Genomic DNA, 17,257 nt, shown 5'->3' with positions numbered 1-17,257 from the left:
TTTATGAAAGAATGTGATTACTTTGGCAGTGGAGAATAAAATACAAGAAGTAATAAAACGAGATAAATGTGTTGTCCCATTTTGTTCTGAAAAAATAATTCAGGCCATTGAAAAAGCTGAACAAGCAACAGAACAAGGAATTACACCTAAATTAGCTCAAAAGGTATTAGAAGGTGTGAAGGAACAAGTTCAACAATTTCGAATTTCAGTAGAAGAAATTCAAGACTTAATAGAAATCGAGCTTATGAAGAGTGAGAGAACAGATGTAGCAAAAGCTTATATTTTATATCGTGAAGAAAGAACGAAAGCTAGAAATGGAAAATCATTTGAAACCATTGCATCTATTATTAGGGCTGAATCAAATGATATTACAAAAGAAAATGCCAATATGAGTGCTGAGACACCTTCTGGTATGATGATGAAATTCGCGAGCGAAACGACAAAATCTTATACAGCAGCAGAGTTACTTAAACCCGAGCATCGTTTCTTGCACCGAACAGGAGCGATCCATATCCATGACCTTGATTATTATCCAACTCGAAGCTTAACTTGCGTACAACATCCGCTTGATAAAATGCTAGAAAATGGAATGGAGGTTAATCATGCCGCATTGCGTCGGCCGAATAGTATTCATGGGGCTGCAGTAATGGCCTGTATTTCACTTGAGAATGCTCAAAATGAAATGCACGGAGGACAAGCAATTAGGCTTTTGATTTCTATATGGCTCCATTTGTTAAAGTGACCTATGAAAAAGAATTGAAGAAAGCTTGTGAATTTGCGGGAAGTGATTTTGACAAATTAATAGCTGTCCCTATTTCTGTTTATAAAGAAAAAGATTTGGATGGATTAACCGGAGACGAGAGAGTGATTCAATATGCTTTAAATCGTACAATAAACTCCGTATATCAAGCAATGGAAGGATTTGTTCATAACATGAACAGCATTCATTCACGCGGGGGGAATCAAGTCGTTTTCTCTTCCATTAATTATGGAACGGATACATCCCCAGAAGGGCGCTGTGTCATGGAGCAATTACTACTTTCAACAGAACGAGGAGTTGGCAATGGGCAAACTGCTATTTTTCCCATTCAAATTTTTAAAGTAAAAGACGGTGTGAACTTAAAAGAAGGTGATCCTAATTATGATTTATTTCAAGTAGCTTGCCGCGTAACGGCTAAACGTTTCTTTCCAAACTTTATTAACTTAGATGCACCATTTAATCATCATGAAAAATGGACAGCCGAAGATCCAACACGTTATCTGTTTGAAACGGCTACAATGGGTTGTCGTACTCGTGTCTTCGAAAATAATCATGGAGAAAAAACATCTATCGGTCGAGGAAATGCATCTTTTACTACTATTAACTTAGTGCGTGCTGCATTAGAGACGATGGAAGAAGTAGAAAAAGAAGGGCATTCCGTAGAAGAGAAATGGACTTGTTTTTATAGAAAACTTGAGTATTTAGTAGACGAAGTCGGAGAACAATTAAAAATACGCTATGATTTCCAGAAACAAGCTTTAGCGAAACAATTTCCAACGGTCATGAAATACTTATGGCGGGGGGGTAATGAATTAAAACCAGAAGATCCTATTGAAAAAGTGATGAATCAATCTACTTTAGCTGTCGGCTTTATTGGATTAGCAGAATGTTTACTCGCATTAATGGGAAAACATCATGGAGAATCAGATGAAGCACAAACAAAAGGATTAGAAATCATCACCTTTATGCGAAATAAATGTGCAGAATTAAAAGAACATTATCAACTTAACTATAGCTTACTTGCTACACCAGCTGAATCCTTGTGCAAAAAGCTACCTAAACTTGACCGAGAACGTTTTGGTGAAGTTGAAGGAGTAAATACGCGAGAATATTATACAAACTCGAATCATGTGCCAGTATGGCATCATATTTCTGCAATCAAGAAAATGCAAATTGAAGCTCCATATCATGCACTTACATTGGGTGGACATATTTCGTATATTGAATTAGATGGAAAGGCATCTGAAAACTGGCGAGCTATTAGCAAGATAGTGCTTATGGCGCATCAATTACAAATTGGTTATTTCAGCCTAAATCATACGGTTTGTCGTTGCTTAGATTGTGGACATGAAACGAGTAAAGCAGAAACAATAGAGTGTGAATCGTGTCAAAGTAATAATGTTGATGTAATTCAACGAATTACCGGCTACTTAGTAGGTACAACAGCCAAATGGAATGAAGGGAAAAAGGCAGAATTACGAGACCGGGTAGTTCATTCTTGAAACAAATGATATAAGGCAAGGTGAACAAATATGAACATAGCTGGGTTTTATTCGGATTCGATTTCCAATGGAGAAGGATGGAGAGCTGTTCTTTTCGTATCAGGATGTCCTCATCACTGCCCGGGATGCCATAATCCAGAATCCTGGGATAAAGACTATGGAGAACTGTATGTCGAAGACGATATTTATACTCAAATCATAGAGAATCCTTTTTTAGATGGATTAACACTTTCTGGTGGAGAACCATTTCTTTATTGCAAAGAGCTATTTTCGTTAGTTAAACGCATAAAAGCAAAAGGATTAAATATTTGGTCTTATACAGGTTTTACATTTGAAGAACTTTTACGTTGGTCTGAAAAGAATTCTTATTTACAAGCATTTCTACAAGAAATAGATATATTAGTAGATGGAAAGTTTTTAATAGAAAAGAAGGGACCGAAAAAACTGTTTCGTGGAAGTTGCAATCAACGTATTATTAATGTACCGGCTTCATTGAAGAAACAAGAAGTTGTCATATATATTGCTTAAATGGAAAACAGCGTGTTTTGATCAGTCTTCTTTGTCAAAACACGCTCTTTCTTTTTGATTGTTTATCAATTCACTAATTTTGTACAGGGTGTAATCCAAAAATAAGTGGAGAGCGCCTTTTTGTATTTCGTAACACATGCTTGCACAGCATCATATTTCTGTATAAGTTGTTCTGAAAGAAGGCGGAACAGACAACTAGCAATGGGGTGTCGGGACAAGTGACCAGCAGGAACTACCTGTTAAATTAGTTTATAGAGGGAATTTCCATTTTCTTTTTGAATTTTCCTTTGTTTTTTCATTTCGATATTAACCAAATAAAAATTAAAAATATTGACAGAATAAATGAAACGTTTTAACATTTAATATGTTAACCGATATATGAATTCAGTTAACATATATAGCGAATGGTTGAAAAACGGAAACCTCTGTTAATAAATGGATAATATGAGTCTATTATTTCATTTTTTTTATTTATCCCACATTAACGGCAGTAAGACCCCCACTCAAGAAGTTGAGACAACGGAGAATTCTAGGTGGCCGTAAACTGCCCATAAAAGCTCGATTAGATGAACACAGGCTAAGAGCGTCACATCCTGTTAGATGCAACTAACGGATCAGTGTGTGATGAACAAAATCCCCACTGATCGCAGATTCACTATATGGCGAATCCACTAGAAACCATTGTTGGTAGAGTGCCAATGTTTGCAGCAGTTCAAAGAAAATGAGTATCATAACCGTAATTCCAATAACAAGGACGATTTAAACAAATGAAAAGGGAGGAAAGAAAGTTGTTAGATGGTAACTATTATAGTGTCAGAATGCGGGCTGCTAAGAATGGAGCCCATGAACATGGTGGAAAGCATATATCGGGTGGAGAAGTACTTTCAAACTATGGAAATCTGAAATATGCAGTAAATGCCCTGCTAGAAAAAGGCTTAAATCATTCACGAGGAAATCCAGATTTTATGCAGATTCAGTTTGAATTGATTGATGAACCTATTAAACGAATGAAGCCATTACAAATTGTAACAAATGAAGTGGACTCAATAGAAGAAGGGCAATCATTCGCCAGAAGGCTTTTGGAGAAAGAGGGGATCCAGAGAGCGAGCATTGAAAAAGCTTATCAATTTATGACTGAATATTCAGGTATTAGAGGTGCTATGTTGATTGATATTCAGTCAAATGAACGAATTGATGATCGGAAAGAAAAGGGCGTGCGTGTTTCTAGAATGGACTGGTTGGACACGAATTTTGAAAAATGGGCTAACTGCTATATGATGCCTAAGAATTCCAGAGTGAAGGAGGCACTTGTACTTGCAACTAAGGTGAATGAACATCCAGCGACTGTCGCAGAATTATGTTGGTCAGATGATCCTGAATACATAACAGGCTATGTTGCAAGTAAAAAGTTAGGCTATCAACGTATTACAAAACTAAAAGAATACGGTGATGAACGAGGCTGTCGAATTTTCTTTGTGAATGGCTTAACAGATCTTCATACATACATACACTACTTAGAAAAACAGCCTGTATTCGTTGAATGGGAGGAAGAAAATGACACAAGATCTAATTGAAAAAAGTAAAAAGTATCTTTGGCTGCCTTTTACGCAAATGAAAGATTATGATGAAAATCCTTTCATTATTGAAAGTGGAAACGGCATAAAAGTAAAAGACATTGAGGGTAAGGAATATTATGACGGATTTTCTGCTCTTTGGCTCAATGTACATGGCCATCGAAAACAAGAACTGGATGCTGCGATTAAGAAACAGCTTAATAAAATAGCCCACTCTACCTTGTTAGGGATGACAAATGTTCCAGCAACAGAGCTTGCTGAAAAATTAATTGAAATCACTCCTGAAAAGCTCACGCGCGTCTTTTATTCAGATAGTGGCGCAGAAGCGATGGAAATTGCTCTTAAGATGGCATTTCAATATTGGATGAATATTGGCAGACGGGAGAAGCAAAAGTTTATCGCGATGCAAAATGGCTATCATGGCGATACGATTGGCGCCGTTAGTGTTGGCTCCATCGACCTTTATCATCAAGTGTACGGTCCATTAATGTTTGAGAGCTTTAAAGCACCCATTCCTAATGTCTATCACTCTAAGAGTGGCGATCCTGTACAGTGCCGTGATGAATGTTTAGATATACTGGAACAGCTCCTGATTGAAAGAAATCAAGAAATTGCTGCCCTTACGATTGAATCAATGGTCCAGGGGCCGGTGGTATGATTGTGATGCCGGAAGGATTTTTAGCAGGTGTACGCAAGCTTTGTACAAAATATGATGTCTTAATGATTGTGGATGAAGTGGCTGCGGGATTTGGCCGTACGGGGAAAATGTTTGCCTGTGAACACGAAGGTGTCCAACCAGACATAATGGCAGTTGGGAAAGGGATTACAGGAGGCTATTTGCCAATAGCTGCAACATTGACAACAGAGGAAATCTACATGGCATTCTATGATGACTATGAAAAGTTAAAAACATTGTTCCATGGTCATTCTTATACGGGAAATCAGCTTGGGTGTGCAGTTGCCATTGAAAATTTACGTTTGTTTGAATCTGAAAATATTGTCGAACAGGTAGCCATAAAAGCTGAGTATCTCCATATACTCCTTCAAGAACTGCAATCGCTTCCGCACGTTGGAGATATCAGGCAGCTGGGCTTTATGTGTGGAATCGAACTTGTTCACTCTAAGGAAACAAAGGAGCCCTTTGCTGCTCATAAACGAGTAGGTTATCAGGTTACGTTAAAAATGAGAGAGCTTGGTATGTTAACGAGGCCATTAGGTGATGTCATTGTTTTTTTTCCTCCTCTTGTTAGTACGCAGGAAGAACTTAAAGCGATGGTCATGATCATGAAAGAAGCCATCATTAAGGTAACAAATGGGGTGACAAGTTTTGGAGCTTGATGGATGGTTAAGCCAGCGATTAGATAAGACAAAAGAGGCAGGTTTGTATCGGAAGTTTCGAACCATGAATACGGCTCCTCTTCCTGAGATGTTGATTGATGGAAAGAGACAGATCGTCTTTTCCTCCAATAATTATTTAGGACTGGCGAATGATCGACGCTTGGTTTATGCAGCAGAAACGATCCTGCACGAATTTGGGGTAGGAAGCAGTGGATTGAGGTTAACGACAGGTCATACAAATTGGCATCAAAAGCTTGAAGAAAAAATCGCCGATTTTAAGCAAACAGAGGCAGCCCTCCTGTTTTCCAGCGGTTTTTTAGCAAATGTCGGCGTGCTATCATCCTTACCTGAAAAATGGGATGTCATTCTAAGCGATCAATTAAATCATGCAAGTATAATCGATGGATGCCGATTATCAAAAGCTGACACCGTCATTTATAACCATATCGATATGGATGATCTTGAAGCAAAATTAATAGAAACACAATCCTATCAGCGACGTTTTATTGTAACAGATGGAGTCTTTAGTATGGATGGTACAATTGCTCCTCTTGATCAAATGATCTCACTTGCTAAACAATATCAAGCCTACGTTATTGTTGATGATGCACACGCAACAGGTGTCTTAGGGGAAAATGGCAGGGGCACAAGTGAACTTTTTGGTATTCATCCTGATGTGGTAATTGGAACCTTAAGCAAAGCTATCGGTACGGAAGGTGGTTTTGTTGCTGGTTCAAAGGTGTTAATTGATTTTCTGTTAAACCATGCGAGAACATTTATTTTTCAAACAGCTATGCCGCCTTCAATCTGTGCTTCTTCGTATGCGGCCTTGGAAATTATTGAAAATAGTAATGAGAACCGACAACGGTTGCTTTCCAATGTAAAAAAAATAAAAATTAGTTTAACAGAAATGGGTTATTCCGTGAAGGGAGATATTACCCCGATTATTCCTGTGATTATCGGAGATCCCCAAAAGGCTGTCATTTTTGCGGAAAAGTTGCTGGAAAATGGAATATACGCACCTGCGATCCGTCCGCCAACTGTACCAATAGGAGAAAGTCGTATCCGGCTAACCGTCACCTCCGACCATAGTTTGAAAGAAATAGAATACTTATTGGAGTGCTTTCACTTTATCGGAAAAGAGTTGAACATGATACAATGAACGGTTTTTTTGTGACGGGAACAGATACAGATATTGGAAAAACCATTATATCAAGCGGATTGGCAGCCGTATTAAAGGAAATGAAGATAGATGTTGGTGTGTTTAAGCCAATGCTAAGCGGTATTTCGCGTGAAGATCCAGCAAGCGATACAAGCTTACTGAAACAAATGTCACAAACAGATTTATCCATTGAAGAGATTACCCCTTTTGAATTTAAAGAACCACTTGCACCGTATGTGGCAGGGAAGCGAGAAGGGAAGATCGTCGGGATTGAAGAGGTTTTACACCACTGGGAAAAGATTAGAGAAAAACACGATTTTTTCATCGTTGAAGGTGCAGGAGGTATTTCAGTGCCACTGGGTGAAAATTTCTTGGTTAGTGACTTAATTCAGGCGTTACAGCTGCCAATCGTACTTGTAGCCCGACCTAATCTTGGTACAGTCAATCATATTTTTCTAACGGTTCAATATGCAAAAAGTAAGGGTCTTACAATTGCTGGGATCGTGATTAACGGCTTAAGTGAAAATCCTAATCTTGCGGAAAAAACAAACCCGAAACTAATTGAAGAGTTATGTGGGGTCCCTATATTAGGCATCACACCGAAGCTTAAAGAAATAACAAAAGAAAGCATTCAACAAATGGTAAAAGATCATATCGATGTGACATTACTAATCAATCAATTGGAGGTAGGAAATTGAATAAATGGATGGAACTTGCAGATCAAGTGTTAGATGGGAAGAAAGTGACAAATGAGGAGGCCCTTTCGATATTAGAATGTCCAGATGATGACGTACTATTACTTATGCATGCGGCTTTTCAAATAAGAAAGCACTATTTTGGAAAAAAAGTAAAGCTTAATATGATCATGAATGCCAAATCTGGACACTGTCCGGAAAATTGCGGCTATTGCTCTCAATCTTCTATTTCGACAGCACCGATTAATTCATACAGAATGGTAGATAAGGATACGATCCTTGAAGGAGCAAAGCGTGCACATGATTTAAATGTAGGGACGTACTGTATTGTTGCAAGTGGTAGAGGGCCATCTAATAAAGATATCGATCACGTAGTGGAAGCAGTAAAAGAAATAAAGGAATCATACGGATTAAAAATTTGTGCCTGTCTTGGTCTGTTAAAGCCAGAACAAGCGAAGCGACTAAAAGAAGCTGGGGTAAACCGTTACAACCATAATATCAATACATCTGCAAGCAACCATGAGAATATTACTACATCACATACCTATGATGATCGCGTCAATACGGTGGAAACAGTAAAAGAATCCGGATTGTCTCCATGTTCAGGTGTCATTGTCGGCATGAGAGAAACAAAGCAGGATGTAGTGGATATGGCTAACAGTTTAAAAGCTCTTGATGCAGATTCTATTCCAGTTAATTTCCTACATGCGATTGATGGTACTCTACTAGAAGGTACAAAAGAATTAAATCCACTTTATTGTTTAAAAGTGTTGGCACTATTTCGTTTTATCAATCCAACAAAGGAAATTCGAATTTCAGGCGGACGGGAAGTCAACCTTCGTTCCTTACAGCCATTAGGGCTATATGCAGCCAATTCCATCTTCATTGGAGATTACTTAACAACAGGTGGTCAAGAGGAAATTGAAGATTATAAAATGCTGCGTGACCTAGGATTTGAGGTAGAGTCAGTAGAAGAAATGAAAGCTAGCTTAGCAGTGGAAAAATAAATATAAGAGTTTTACAGAGATGTGAGTTATATATCTCTGTAAAACTCTCGTGATCGTATTTTAGGGGGCATGACATGACAACCCATTTAAATCAAACCATACCATTGACATTTACTTCTCCTGAGTTTTTTAAAAATCCTTATCCATTTTACGATAATCTGCGTTCCATTCATCCGATCTATTGGGGGAATCTATTAAAATATCCAGGATGGTACGTGACAGGATATGATGAGGCGGTAGCAATTCTTAGAGATACGAGATTTAAAAATCGCATTCCTCTTCCTCAGACATCAAAAAAATATGAACATCTTAAAAATATTCAGAATGATATGTTGCTTTTTAAGAATCAACCTGACCATAAGCGATTACGACTGTTAGTAAGTAATGTTTTTACCCCAAAAATGGTGGAATATCATCGTTCTTACATCCAAGAAACGGTTAATGATTTACTTGATCGGGTTCAGAATAAGAAAAGAATGGACATTGTTTCAGATTTTGCATTTCCTTTAGCAAGCCTTATTATCGCTAACATTTTAGGAGTACCTCGAGAAGAGAGATACCAATTTGGAGAATGGACTGCAAGCTTAATCCAATCCATTGATTTTACTCGATCAAGACAGGAGTTAGTTAATGGTAATGTTACGATTGTGAAATTACAAGCTTATTTTAAAGGGCTGTTTAAAAAACGGAAATGTCATCCTCAAGATGACCTTATCAGTATGTTAATGAAAGAAGAACAACAAGGGGACAAATTAACGGAAGAGGAATTACTAGCAACATGTATTTTACTTGTAATTGCTGGACATGAGACAACCGTAAATCTTATCAGCAATTCGATCCTTGCCTTATTGAACAATTTTGTGCAATTATTGATGCTAAAAGAAAATCCATTACATATTGAAAACGCCGTCGAGGAGTTTTTGCGCTATGAGAGCCCAACACAGATGATTGCCCGTCTTGCATCGGAAGATATTGAAATGAACCAAATGACGATTAAAAAAGGCGAACAAGTATATATTCTTTTGGGAGCTGCTAATCGAGATCCGAAAAAGTTCGTTGACCCCCATCTTCTTAATATAATGAGAAATCCTAATCCTCATCTTGCATTTGGATATGGTTCTCATTTTTGTTTAGGTGCCCCATTGGCACGTTTAGAAGCTAGGATTGCGATTCAAACACTCCTGCAACGGACGCACAACCTTCAATTAGTTACTCCTGACTTACAATGGCGAAATCTTATTGGTTTTAGATCGTTAAGAGAACTGCAAATTACTTTTGACTGAGTTAGGGCATATATTTATTGTTGTTGAAGTGATGGAAAAGGTTCGAAATGGAATGATCCTGGTTAAAAAGGTGGAAATATAGAGCGCCTGCCGCTAAGTCCCCCCATGCCCATCAAGCCAAGACAAGTCATTACCCCCATAACGAAAAAACGCCATTTTTTTTATAATTTTATGGAAATGGTGGTATTTTTTAACTGCATTGAGGTTTCAAATGCAAGAAACAGGGGTATGTAGTAGAATAGATAGAACTGGAGGGGGATTGGTGAAAGAATATATTTATGTGGAAAACGAAAAAAAAGTGAAATTGAAATTTGGAATTTTAAAAAAAGATATTGTATTTACCATATCACTCTTGTTAGCAATCGTAAGCTGTTTATTCCATGCACCAAAACTAGAATATATAAATTTTAAAGTATTAGTCAGTTTATTTAATCTTATGCTCGTAGTTAAGGCTCTGGAAGATCTTAAACTATTGGATAAGTTCGCCATTGCTATACTGAGTAAATGTCATAATAGTAAAAGTGTTTCAGCAATCCTAATTTTATTATGCTTTTTTAGTTCCATGCTTGTAACGAATGATGTGGCATTAATAACATTTGTACCATTAACACTTATAATTAGTAAGATTATACAAACTTCTATGTTAGATACTATTATACTAGAGACAATTGCGGCTAACATCGGAAGCAGCCTAACTCCAATGGGAAATCCTCAAAATCTTTTCATATTTACTAACTACGGAATAAGGCCTATACAATTTTTTACAACAATTCTTCTATTAGTGGTTCTTGGAATAGTTCTGTTATTCTTTTTTAATCAAAGATTGAATAGTAAAACATTGGAAATGGAACTTCCGTATATTCCTATAAAAAATAAAAAAAAGGCAACAGTATGGGGAATACTATTTGGCATCATATCTGCATCTATACTAGGGGTTTTAAGCTACAAACTTGCGTTCATCATCGCATTGGGAACCTCATGTATACTTGATATAAAATTATTGAAGAAAATTGATTATTTATTGCTTATTACTTTTATATGTTTTTTTATATTTATAGGAAACATATCGGAATTAAAGGTAGTACACACATTTGCCAGCGAAAATCTCAAAAGTCCCACATCAATCTTTTTCAGTTCCATAATTTTAAGCCAACTTATAAGCAATGTACCAGCTGCGATCTTTTTATCAAAATTCTCTGTGAATTGGCAGCCTTTATTAGTAGGTGTGAATTTAGGTGGACTTGGTACGATTGTTGCTTCTCTCGCAAGTGTGATTTCATTTAAACTTTTTATTAAGAGAGATCCACAAAAAAGTAAAATGTACCTTATAAGGTTTAGCTTTTATAACTTTTCAATTTTAGCTCTTTTAACTCTTGTATATTATTTTACGATGAAAAATCAAAATTTCTTTTAATAATGAACGGTTTCTAAAAGATATCCAACAAGGTTGACAATAACTAAGATTGAAGAGACATTATATAAAAATAACGAAATTTAGAGAATGAACTGAAATAACTAAGAAACCAATTTTGCAACTCTTTCGCATTTTTCAATAATAAATAATCAGGCGCCTTTCTTGAATAAAGAGGCGTCCTTTCTAGATTACGTTATTAAGGTGAATCATTGTTTGTGTAAAATGGGATGTATTATAAAATTTAAACACGCAATTTCTGACTCAATACTTGACTTAGGCAAGTTTGGAAAGTTTATACTGCTGCATGAATCCTATCTATCAAGTGTCGGCTTTAATGATTTGTATGTTAGAACCTAAAAATAGTTTTTTTGATATCATTATAAGGAACACTTTAATAAATTAGAGAAATAAATATCCAATATTTTAACTGAAGTGGAGCACGTATTTAATATTATGATATTAGTAATTGACAACTATGACTCTTTTACATTTAATTTAGTTCAATATATTAAAAAAATTGGCAAAGATGTTGTTGTTATTCGCAACGATCAGGTGTCACTTGGTAGGATTAAAGAGATGAAACCGGACTATAATCCAGACCATGCAGGTATTTGCTTGGATATCGTAAAAAACTTTTATAAAGAAATCCCTATATTAGGTGTCTGCCTGGGGCAACAGATTATTGCCCAAGCATTTGGCGGTATAATTAAAAAAGCAATGAAACCGATGCATGGAAAAGTTTCGTTAATTACACATGATCAAAAATGTATCTTTCAGTCCATTTCGTCACCATTACAGGTGGCAAGATATCATTCATTAGTCGTAGATGAATCTACATTTCCTAAATGCCTTGAAATTAGTGCAAGAAGTGAAAATAGAGAAATTATGGCAATACGACATAAGCAGTTTAAAGTAGAAGGAGTTCAGTTCCATCCTGAGGCTATTTTGACAAAAAATGGATTAAAGATGTTACAGAACTTTTTTATTAAATGATGGTAAAGGAAAATAAAAATGCAATTAACAAAACAAAATCCTCCACCAAATTATTAATTTTCATAGAGACACACTCCAACCAACTTAATAGAAATGTTCCTAAATTAATTCACTACTCTTATTAAAACAAATGTATTAAATCGGCAAAAGAATATGGAATTGCCATATCTGGCAACACCCATCTGTTTCGTTGAAAAATCTTCAAGAACCATTGCCAAAATAATATTGGAAAATTGAACAATCAAGGTTAGTATAAAAATAAGAAGATTCTTCATGTTTTTCATCGGTTTCATTCTCCTATACAAGAAGAAAAAGACAATGCCAAACGGATTGTCTTTTTCACTTTATTTGCTATTTTTTTGGTGCGCCTGTTTCAACTGGATTTGCAGGATTCATACTCCATTCATTCCATCCACCTCGTACTCTGCAATATGTTTTAAGCCCATTACATCAGCGTAGAACAGTACTTCTGATGCTCTCCATCCAGTTCCACAATAGAAGGTAAGCTGTTTATTAGGATCAATCTCGCTTTTTTTCCACATTGCTAAAATTTCATTACCGTTGCGCATTGTATTATCGATGTTTCTAAACAGCAATATTACTATTATAGAAAAATAAAATTCTAAAACCTATTCGATTTATTGATAGATATGATGATTTAATATCTATATTTTAGATATTAGAAGTTATTTCCTTGTTTAAACCATTTTATGGGTAAGGAGATTGTGAATATTCTATCTAAACGGTCATGTGCACCACAAACTGTATGCGGTGCAAATGGTTTTTACTACTACTCTCCATTTTTCAAGCATTGTAATAAGAAACGGAATCTATTTTGGTTTCTTAAACCATAAGTGACAGTTTCTCGCAGCCTAATCAAGAATCCTTGTCAATAAATGTTCAATTCTTTTTGAACTATATGTGAAACATTGAACAAACAACGCTCCTTTAAAGTAAAACGATCTATAATAACAATGTAATCAAGTTAATAATATCGTTTATAGAAAAGGGGTCTTTTAAATGTTTAACAAATTTCTAAGAGAGAATAAAATAGCATCTTACATTCTTACCATTATTCGTTTATACGTTGGATATGAATTCATGATGGCAGGATTTGAAAAAATATCTGGCGGCAAATTTGATGCAAGTGGATTCCTAGCAGGGGCCATTCATAATCCAGTTCTAAGTCCAGCAAAAGCAGTTGAATATCCAACATATGTTAGTTTCTTACAACACTTTGCTTTACCAAACGCACACATTTTCAACGTCCTTGTTCCTTATGGTGAGTTTTTAGTAGGCTTAGGTTTAATCCTTGGTTGCTTAACAACAGCTGCTGCATTCTTTGGACTTGTGATGAACTTCTCATATGTAATGGCTGGAGTTGTTTCTTCTAACCCATTAGATATTTTACTAGGTGTAATCATTCTTGCTGCTGGTTTCAATGCTGGCCGTATCGGTTTAGACCGTTGGGTGATTCCATTCATTAATAAATTTGCCGGTAAAGAAGAAAATAACATCAATTCTGTTAAACACAGTGCTTAAAGCAACGAAGGCAATAGCAATAATTACAGTTAAAAGAAATTAGTAGGATCGAATAAACAGGAGACTCATTTCATTAAAATGAGTCTCCCTTTTCTATTAAATAGACGGATTTATTTATATAAATAAATCTTCTGCTTGAAATCACCCCACAACTTTTTACTGAGCCAATCCAAAAGAAAAAAATGAACACGCAAAAAATTTAAATAGACTGAGAATCTATTTAAATTTTTGTTTAAATTACAAGTCATCCTTTTAGGATGAAAGGCTGTTGTGACGAGCTTTTTCTTATTCGTTAACGGAATTAGTAGAAGAACTCTGAGATCCTATTGTGTTTCACCCGAATAAAAAGGAACCTGATTATTCTACTGCATACTTAATTATTCCATGTAAATAAACTGAGTATTCTCGCTGCACACATTCTCTTAACTTGATTTTTCCTTCATTTTCTAATTCTCCAATTAATTCTTCAATCTTTTTTTCATCTTCTTTTGTAGCCTTTGGAACCTCTGTTGAAAAGAAATTACCTCGACTGGCATTGCGTAGATTTTTTAATAAACCAACTTTATTCATTGGGTCATCCCCTTTATTTATATATTTTCGACATAAAGAAGGTTTTTTCCTTTCAAAACAATTATTTTATCAAGTTTTCTTATTCAGCTATAGGAATGCAAGAGTTGAAGATCAACTGACAGACCGGCAGCTCGTTTTTAGCATAAATATCAATAGTTCTGTTTAATTTGAATTTGAATATTATTAAAATAGCGTTAATTACATTCTTTTTTCCAGTGATCATATCAAGCGATTAAATAACAGGGGGAGAAATTTAGATGGATAATGTATTAAAAGTATCATCAAAATCAAATCCGAATTCAGTTGCAGGTGCAATTGCAGGCATAATAAGAGAAAGTGGACATACAGAAATTCAGGCGATTGGAGCGGGTGCTTTAAATCAAGCGATTAAAGCCATTGCTATTGCAAGAGGATTCGTTGCTCCTAGTGGTGTTAATCTGGTTTTTGTTCCTGCATTTACAGATGTTATAATCAATAATGAAAATAGAACAGCAATCAAATTATTGATAGGTCCTAGAAAAAAACGATAGATTTACGTTGAGACGATCAATAAAAGAATTATTTTTATAAAATTTCCCTTCAGCAAAAGGGCGCTATCCTTCAGAAGGGATTAGCGCTTTTGTCCAGAAATAATAGGAACCACAATAAAAACTCTGCCATCCGAGTGGCAGAGTTTTTATTGTAAGGAGGGGATCCCCAACACGTTAGTAATTTGTACTTTTATTCAACGGATGACAAAAGCATTCCAGTATATGGTCGTTTACCATTCCGACCGCCTGCATAAAGGAGTAACAGATCGTTGTTCCGACAAACTTGAATCCGTCTTTTTTTAGTTGCTTACTCATTTTGTCGCTAATTTCAGTGGAAGCTGGTACATCCTGTGGAGTCTCCCAATGATTGATAATGGGATTTCCTCCTACAAAATTCCATATGTAGGAAGAGAAAGAACCGTATTCTTTTTGAATTCGTAAGACCACCTCCGCATTGGTAACAACACTTTGGATTTTCCGTTTGTTGCGAACAATACCTTTATCTTCCATCAAGGAAGCCAACTTATCCTCTGTATAGTGGATGATTTTTTCGGCTTCAAAATCATCAAATACTTTTTTATAATGTTCACGTTTTTGGAGAATAGTCCACCAGCTCAATCCTGCTTGTGCCTCTTCCAAGCAAAGCATTTCAAAGAGAACCTGGTCATCATATACCGGAACCCCCCATTCCGTGTCATGATATTGTATATACAAGTCTTTATCTGAAGACCAACCACACCGTTTAATCATTTTTGTACTGCTACTAAAAACATAAACAAATGTCATGATTCATTTATGCTAGACTTTTCCTGCTTCCACGAACCCGACCTCGCTAATTGCCCGCTACTATCGTTGGTTTGGCTCTCCACAGGCGTTCATTCCGAGGTAGCCCCCCGTACTAACTATCAGCTATCGTGTGGTGACAACTGTATAGTCGGTTGCGTATTTCAGATTTAAACTGGCGTTAAAATCCCTATCCATTTCCATGTCACAGAATTCACATTTGTATGTCCTTTCAGACAACGATAATTGAATCTTTTTGTGACCACAGCAAGAACATAATTTAGAAGAAGGGTAGAAGCGGTTAACGATCCGCAATTCAATTCCTTGCTGATTGCATTTCTGTTCCAACTATGTACGAAAATAGTAGAATTTTTGATTTTGAATACTTTTAGCAAGATGATGGTTTTTCATCATCCCCCTCACGTTTAAATCCTCAATCGTAATATAAGAGGGTTTGGCTTTCACCACTCGAGTTACGACAGTCCGAACATATTCTGTTCGAATATTGGTTAATCTAGCATGAAGTTTTTGAACGACTTTGATTTGTTTTTGTATGTTTTTATAGTAACAGGGTTCACTTCCTTTCTTTTTGGTTTGTTTTTTCTTGGTTTCATACTTACGACTTAATTTCTTTTGTTGCCGTTTTAAACTTTTTTCCAACCTCTTAACTCTTTTGGAACGATTTACGTTTCCAAACACTTCCCCATTACTGCAAATGGCAAAATCCTTGATACCTTGATCAATCCCAATTCCGTCATGGTTGTTAATTTGAAGTTCTTCCTCTCTTAGTTGTACCTCACATAAGACCGATACGTAGTATCGCCCCGCTTTTTGAGATACCGTACCACTGATAACTTGGGCGTTTGTTGGGATATAGCCGAACTCTTTTAGCTTAACCCAACCCAAGGTAGGAATCTTAATACGGTTACGTTCAATTGTCCAATCTGTCTTGTTATTCTTCGGAAAGTAGGCTTTGATATCTTGATTTTTCTTCTTTTTGAACTTTGGAAACTTTGCCTTCCCATCAAAGAAATTACGAAATGCACTTGGCGGATAAACGCCTTCAGTAAAAATCCAACTCCAATATTGTGAACGATGATGTTTTCCAAGCACTCCCATTAGAAGCATGCCAGGAACCATCAATTCTGATGGTATTTCTTCAACATGGTAGGAATTTTTCGAATTAAATTTCGTAAGGACAACGGAATCATGGTCAATACTGGACACTTCAAATAAGCCGCTACATTTATCAACAGATTCATCAAGCATTTGAATAATTCGCTCTTGGTCTGCATCGAAATCCCAATCTTCGTGAAAAATTCGGGGATAATGGATTAGAAAGAGGGCATTTAACAAACGCTCGCATGTTTTCAGTTCAGTTACTGCATTTAGAGCATAATTTTCAACAATTGGATAATGGATGGTTCCGTTTTTCTTATCAAGCCAGCGGACAAACGTAAGCAATTGGCCCAGAAAGTGTTCAGTGGATTTTCCGTCTGGTGAAATGGTCATTGAGTGGGGATAGAAAGTGAAAATCAATTCTTCCCAAAAAGATGGCTGACAATGTTTCCAGGAG

17 protein-coding genes and 2 pseudogenes are annotated in these 17,257 nt (G+C 36.2%); 13 read left to right on the top strand and 6 right to left on the bottom strand.

Translation table 11 applies throughout. From position 1 onward, the window contains the following. Nucleotides 1–28 precede the first annotated feature (28 nt). The 3 genes from nrdD (RCG17_RS28190) to nrdG are packed head-to-tail and all read left to right on the top strand — an operon-like array spanning nucleotide 29 to nucleotide 2,790. Entirely contained in the window at nucleotides 29–742 is a 714-nt protein-coding gene (gene nrdD / locus RCG17_RS28190; protein WP_374120933.1) for an anaerobic ribonucleoside-triphosphate reductase, read from the top strand. Continuing rightward, nucleotides 721–2,262: an anaerobic ribonucleoside-triphosphate reductase gene (nrdD, locus tag RCG17_RS00915; RefSeq protein ID WP_374120885.1), complete on the top strand. Its 1,542-nt coding sequence runs from the start codon at nucleotides 721–723 to the stop codon at nucleotides 2,260–2,262. Before nrdD (RCG17_RS28190) ends, nrdD (RCG17_RS00915) begins: the two co-directional genes overlap by 22 nt. Nucleotides 2,263–2,292: 30 nt before the next feature. Beyond that, entirely contained in the window at nucleotides 2,293–2,790 is a 498-nt protein-coding gene (gene nrdG / locus RCG17_RS00910) for an anaerobic ribonucleoside-triphosphate reductase activating protein (RefSeq protein WP_308173431.1), read from the top strand. 606 nt (nucleotides 2,791–3,396) lie between these two features. Here nrdG and RCG17_RS00905 read toward each other — a convergent pair. Continuing rightward, a complete protein-coding gene (locus tag RCG17_RS00905; RefSeq protein ID WP_308173430.1) occupies nucleotides 3,397–3,522 on the bottom strand; it encodes a hypothetical protein in 126 nt (41 codons plus the stop codon). Nucleotides 3,523–3,557: 35 nt separating this feature from the next. Here RCG17_RS00905 and bioW point away from each other — a divergent pair, with 35 nt between their 5' ends. The 8 genes and pseudogenes from bioW to RCG17_RS00865 all read left to right on the top strand — a co-directional run bounded on the left by bioW (nucleotide 3,558) and on the right by RCG17_RS00865 (nucleotide 12,256). Further along, nucleotides 3,558–4,364 carry a 6-carboxyhexanoate--CoA ligase gene (gene bioW, locus RCG17_RS00900; RefSeq protein ID WP_374120884.1) on the top strand — a complete coding sequence of 269 codons (807 nt, stop codon included), beginning with the start codon at nucleotides 3,558–3,560 and terminating at the stop codon, nucleotides 4,362–4,364. Further along, nucleotides 4,345–5,702 (top strand): annotated as a pseudogene (bioA, locus tag RCG17_RS00895) (adenosylmethionine--8-amino-7-oxononanoate transaminase). Before bioW ends, bioA begins: the two are co-directional and overlap by 20 nt. Further along, nucleotides 5,692–6,864, top strand: a complete 1,173-nt coding sequence (gene bioF / locus RCG17_RS00890) for an 8-amino-7-oxononanoate synthase (protein ID WP_308173428.1) — start codon at nucleotides 5,692–5,694, stop codon at nucleotides 6,862–6,864. The pseudogene bioA and the gene bioF overlap by 11 nt, the downstream one beginning before the upstream one ends. Further along, nucleotides 6,861–7,562 carry a dethiobiotin synthase gene (gene bioD / locus RCG17_RS00885; protein ID WP_308173427.1) on the top strand — a complete coding sequence of 234 codons (702 nt, stop codon included), beginning with the start codon at nucleotides 6,861–6,863 and terminating at the stop codon, nucleotides 7,560–7,562. Before bioF ends, bioD begins: the two co-directional genes overlap by 4 nt. After that, on the top strand, nucleotides 7,559–8,566 hold the full coding sequence (bioB, locus tag RCG17_RS00880) for a biotin synthase BioB (protein WP_308173426.1): 1,008 nt from the start codon (nucleotides 7,559–7,561) through the stop codon (nucleotides 8,564–8,566). The genes bioD and bioB overlap by 4 nt, the downstream gene beginning before the upstream one ends. 74 nt (nucleotides 8,567–8,640) lie before the next feature. Continuing rightward, on the top strand, nucleotides 8,641–9,849 hold the full coding sequence (locus RCG17_RS00875; protein ID WP_308173425.1) for a cytochrome P450: 1,209 nt from the start codon (nucleotides 8,641–8,643) through the stop codon (nucleotides 9,847–9,849). 262 nt (nucleotides 9,850–10,111) lie between these two features. After that, the gene (locus RCG17_RS00870) at nucleotides 10,112–11,263 is read left to right on the top strand and encodes an SLC13 family permease (protein WP_308175738.1); all 1,152 of its coding nucleotides are present in this window, start codon (nucleotides 10,112–10,114) and stop codon (nucleotides 11,261–11,263) included. A 453-nt stretch (nucleotides 11,264–11,716) separates the two neighbouring features. Continuing rightward, complete coding sequence (locus RCG17_RS00865) at nucleotides 11,717–12,256, top strand: anthranilate synthase component II (RefSeq protein ID WP_308173424.1); 540 nt, start codon at nucleotides 11,717–11,719, stop codon at nucleotides 12,254–12,256. Nucleotides 12,257–12,360: 104 nt separating this feature from the next. Here RCG17_RS00865 and RCG17_RS00860 read toward each other — a convergent pair whose 3' ends face one another. Beyond that, a complete protein-coding gene (locus RCG17_RS00860) occupies nucleotides 12,361–12,540 on the bottom strand; it encodes a hypothetical protein (RefSeq protein ID WP_308173423.1) in 180 nt (59 codons plus the stop codon). Between the two features lie 108 nt (nucleotides 12,541–12,648). Then, the gene (locus RCG17_RS00855) at nucleotides 12,649–12,798 is read right to left on the bottom strand and encodes a hypothetical protein (RefSeq protein WP_308173422.1); all 150 of its coding nucleotides are present in this window, start codon (nucleotides 12,796–12,798) and stop codon (nucleotides 12,649–12,651) included. 478 nt (nucleotides 12,799–13,276) lie between these two features. Between RCG17_RS00855 and RCG17_RS00850 the strand changes: the two genes are divergently transcribed. Next, nucleotides 13,277–13,798, top strand: a complete 522-nt coding sequence (locus RCG17_RS00850; protein ID WP_308173421.1) for a DoxX family protein — start codon at nucleotides 13,277–13,279, stop codon at nucleotides 13,796–13,798. 357 nt (nucleotides 13,799–14,155) lie between these two features. Here RCG17_RS00850 and RCG17_RS00845 read toward each other — a convergent pair whose 3' ends face one another. Next, nucleotides 14,156–14,368 carry a hypothetical protein gene (locus tag RCG17_RS00845; RefSeq protein ID WP_308173420.1) on the bottom strand — a complete coding sequence of 71 codons (213 nt, stop codon included), beginning with the start codon at nucleotides 14,366–14,368 and terminating at the stop codon, nucleotides 14,156–14,158. 257 nt (nucleotides 14,369–14,625) lie between these two features. On the opposite strand from RCG17_RS00845, the gene RCG17_RS00840 reads away from it, so the two are divergent. Further along, a complete protein-coding gene (locus tag RCG17_RS00840; RefSeq protein WP_308173419.1) occupies nucleotides 14,626–14,898 on the top strand; it encodes a stage V sporulation protein S in 273 nt (90 codons plus the stop codon). Nucleotides 14,899–15,072: 174 nt separating this feature from the next. Here RCG17_RS00840 and RCG17_RS00835 read toward each other — a convergent pair whose 3' ends face one another. Continuing rightward, on the bottom strand, nucleotides 15,073–15,645 hold the full coding sequence (locus RCG17_RS00835) for a DNA-3-methyladenine glycosylase I (protein ID WP_308175737.1): 573 nt from the start codon (nucleotides 15,643–15,645) through the stop codon (nucleotides 15,073–15,075). Nucleotides 15,646–15,807: 162 nt separating this feature from the next. Then, nucleotides 15,808–16,755, bottom strand: a pseudogene (locus RCG17_RS00830) (RNA-guided endonuclease InsQ/TnpB family protein). Between the last annotated feature and the right edge of the window lie 502 nt (nucleotides 16,756–17,257).

It is taken from the genome of Neobacillus sp. PS3-12 (assembly GCF_030915385.1).
GTDB lineage: Bacteria > Bacillota > Bacilli > Bacillales > Cytobacillaceae > JAEVLT01.
This window is presented reverse-complemented; position numbering and strand designations above follow the sequence as displayed.

What these genes read in the sequence shown, in the direction of transcription:
- nrdD (WP_374120885.1), top strand. Translation starts at nt 721, where the DNA reads ATGGCTCCATTTGTTAAAGTGACCTATGAAAAAGAATTGAAGAAAGCT.
- nrdG (WP_308173431.1), top strand. Translation starts at nt 2,293, where the DNA reads ATGAACATAGCTGGGTTTTATTCGGATTCGATTTCCAATGGAGAAGGA.
- RCG17_RS00905 (WP_308173430.1), bottom strand. Translation starts at nt 3,522, where the DNA reads ATGATACTCATTTTCTTTGAACTGCTGCAAACATTGGCACTCTACCAA.
- bioW (WP_374120884.1), top strand. Translation starts at nt 3,558, where the DNA reads ATGAAAAGGGAGGAAAGAAAGTTGTTAGATGGTAACTATTATAGTGTC.
- bioD (WP_308173427.1), top strand. Translation starts at nt 6,861, where the DNA reads ATGAACGGTTTTTTTGTGACGGGAACAGATACAGATATTGGAAAAACC.
- RCG17_RS00875 (WP_308173425.1), top strand. Translation starts at nt 8,641, where the DNA reads ATGACAACCCATTTAAATCAAACCATACCATTGACATTTACTTCTCCT.
- RCG17_RS00865 (WP_308173424.1), top strand. Translation starts at nt 11,717, where the DNA reads ATGATATTAGTAATTGACAACTATGACTCTTTTACATTTAATTTAGTT.
- RCG17_RS00860 (WP_308173423.1), bottom strand. Translation starts at nt 12,540, where the DNA reads ATGAAAAACATGAAGAATCTTCTTATTTTTATACTAACCTTGATTGTT.
- RCG17_RS00855 (WP_308173422.1), bottom strand. Translation starts at nt 12,798, where the DNA reads ATGTGGAAAAAAAGCGAGATTGATCCTAATAAACAGCTTACCTTCTAT.
- RCG17_RS00850 (WP_308173421.1), top strand. Translation starts at nt 13,277, where the DNA reads ATGTTTAACAAATTTCTAAGAGAGAATAAAATAGCATCTTACATTCTT.
- RCG17_RS00845 (WP_308173420.1), bottom strand. Translation starts at nt 14,368, where the DNA reads ATGAATAAAGTTGGTTTATTAAAAAATCTACGCAATGCCAGTCGAGGT.
- RCG17_RS00840 (WP_308173419.1), top strand. Translation starts at nt 14,626, where the DNA reads ATGGATAATGTATTAAAAGTATCATCAAAATCAAATCCGAATTCAGTT.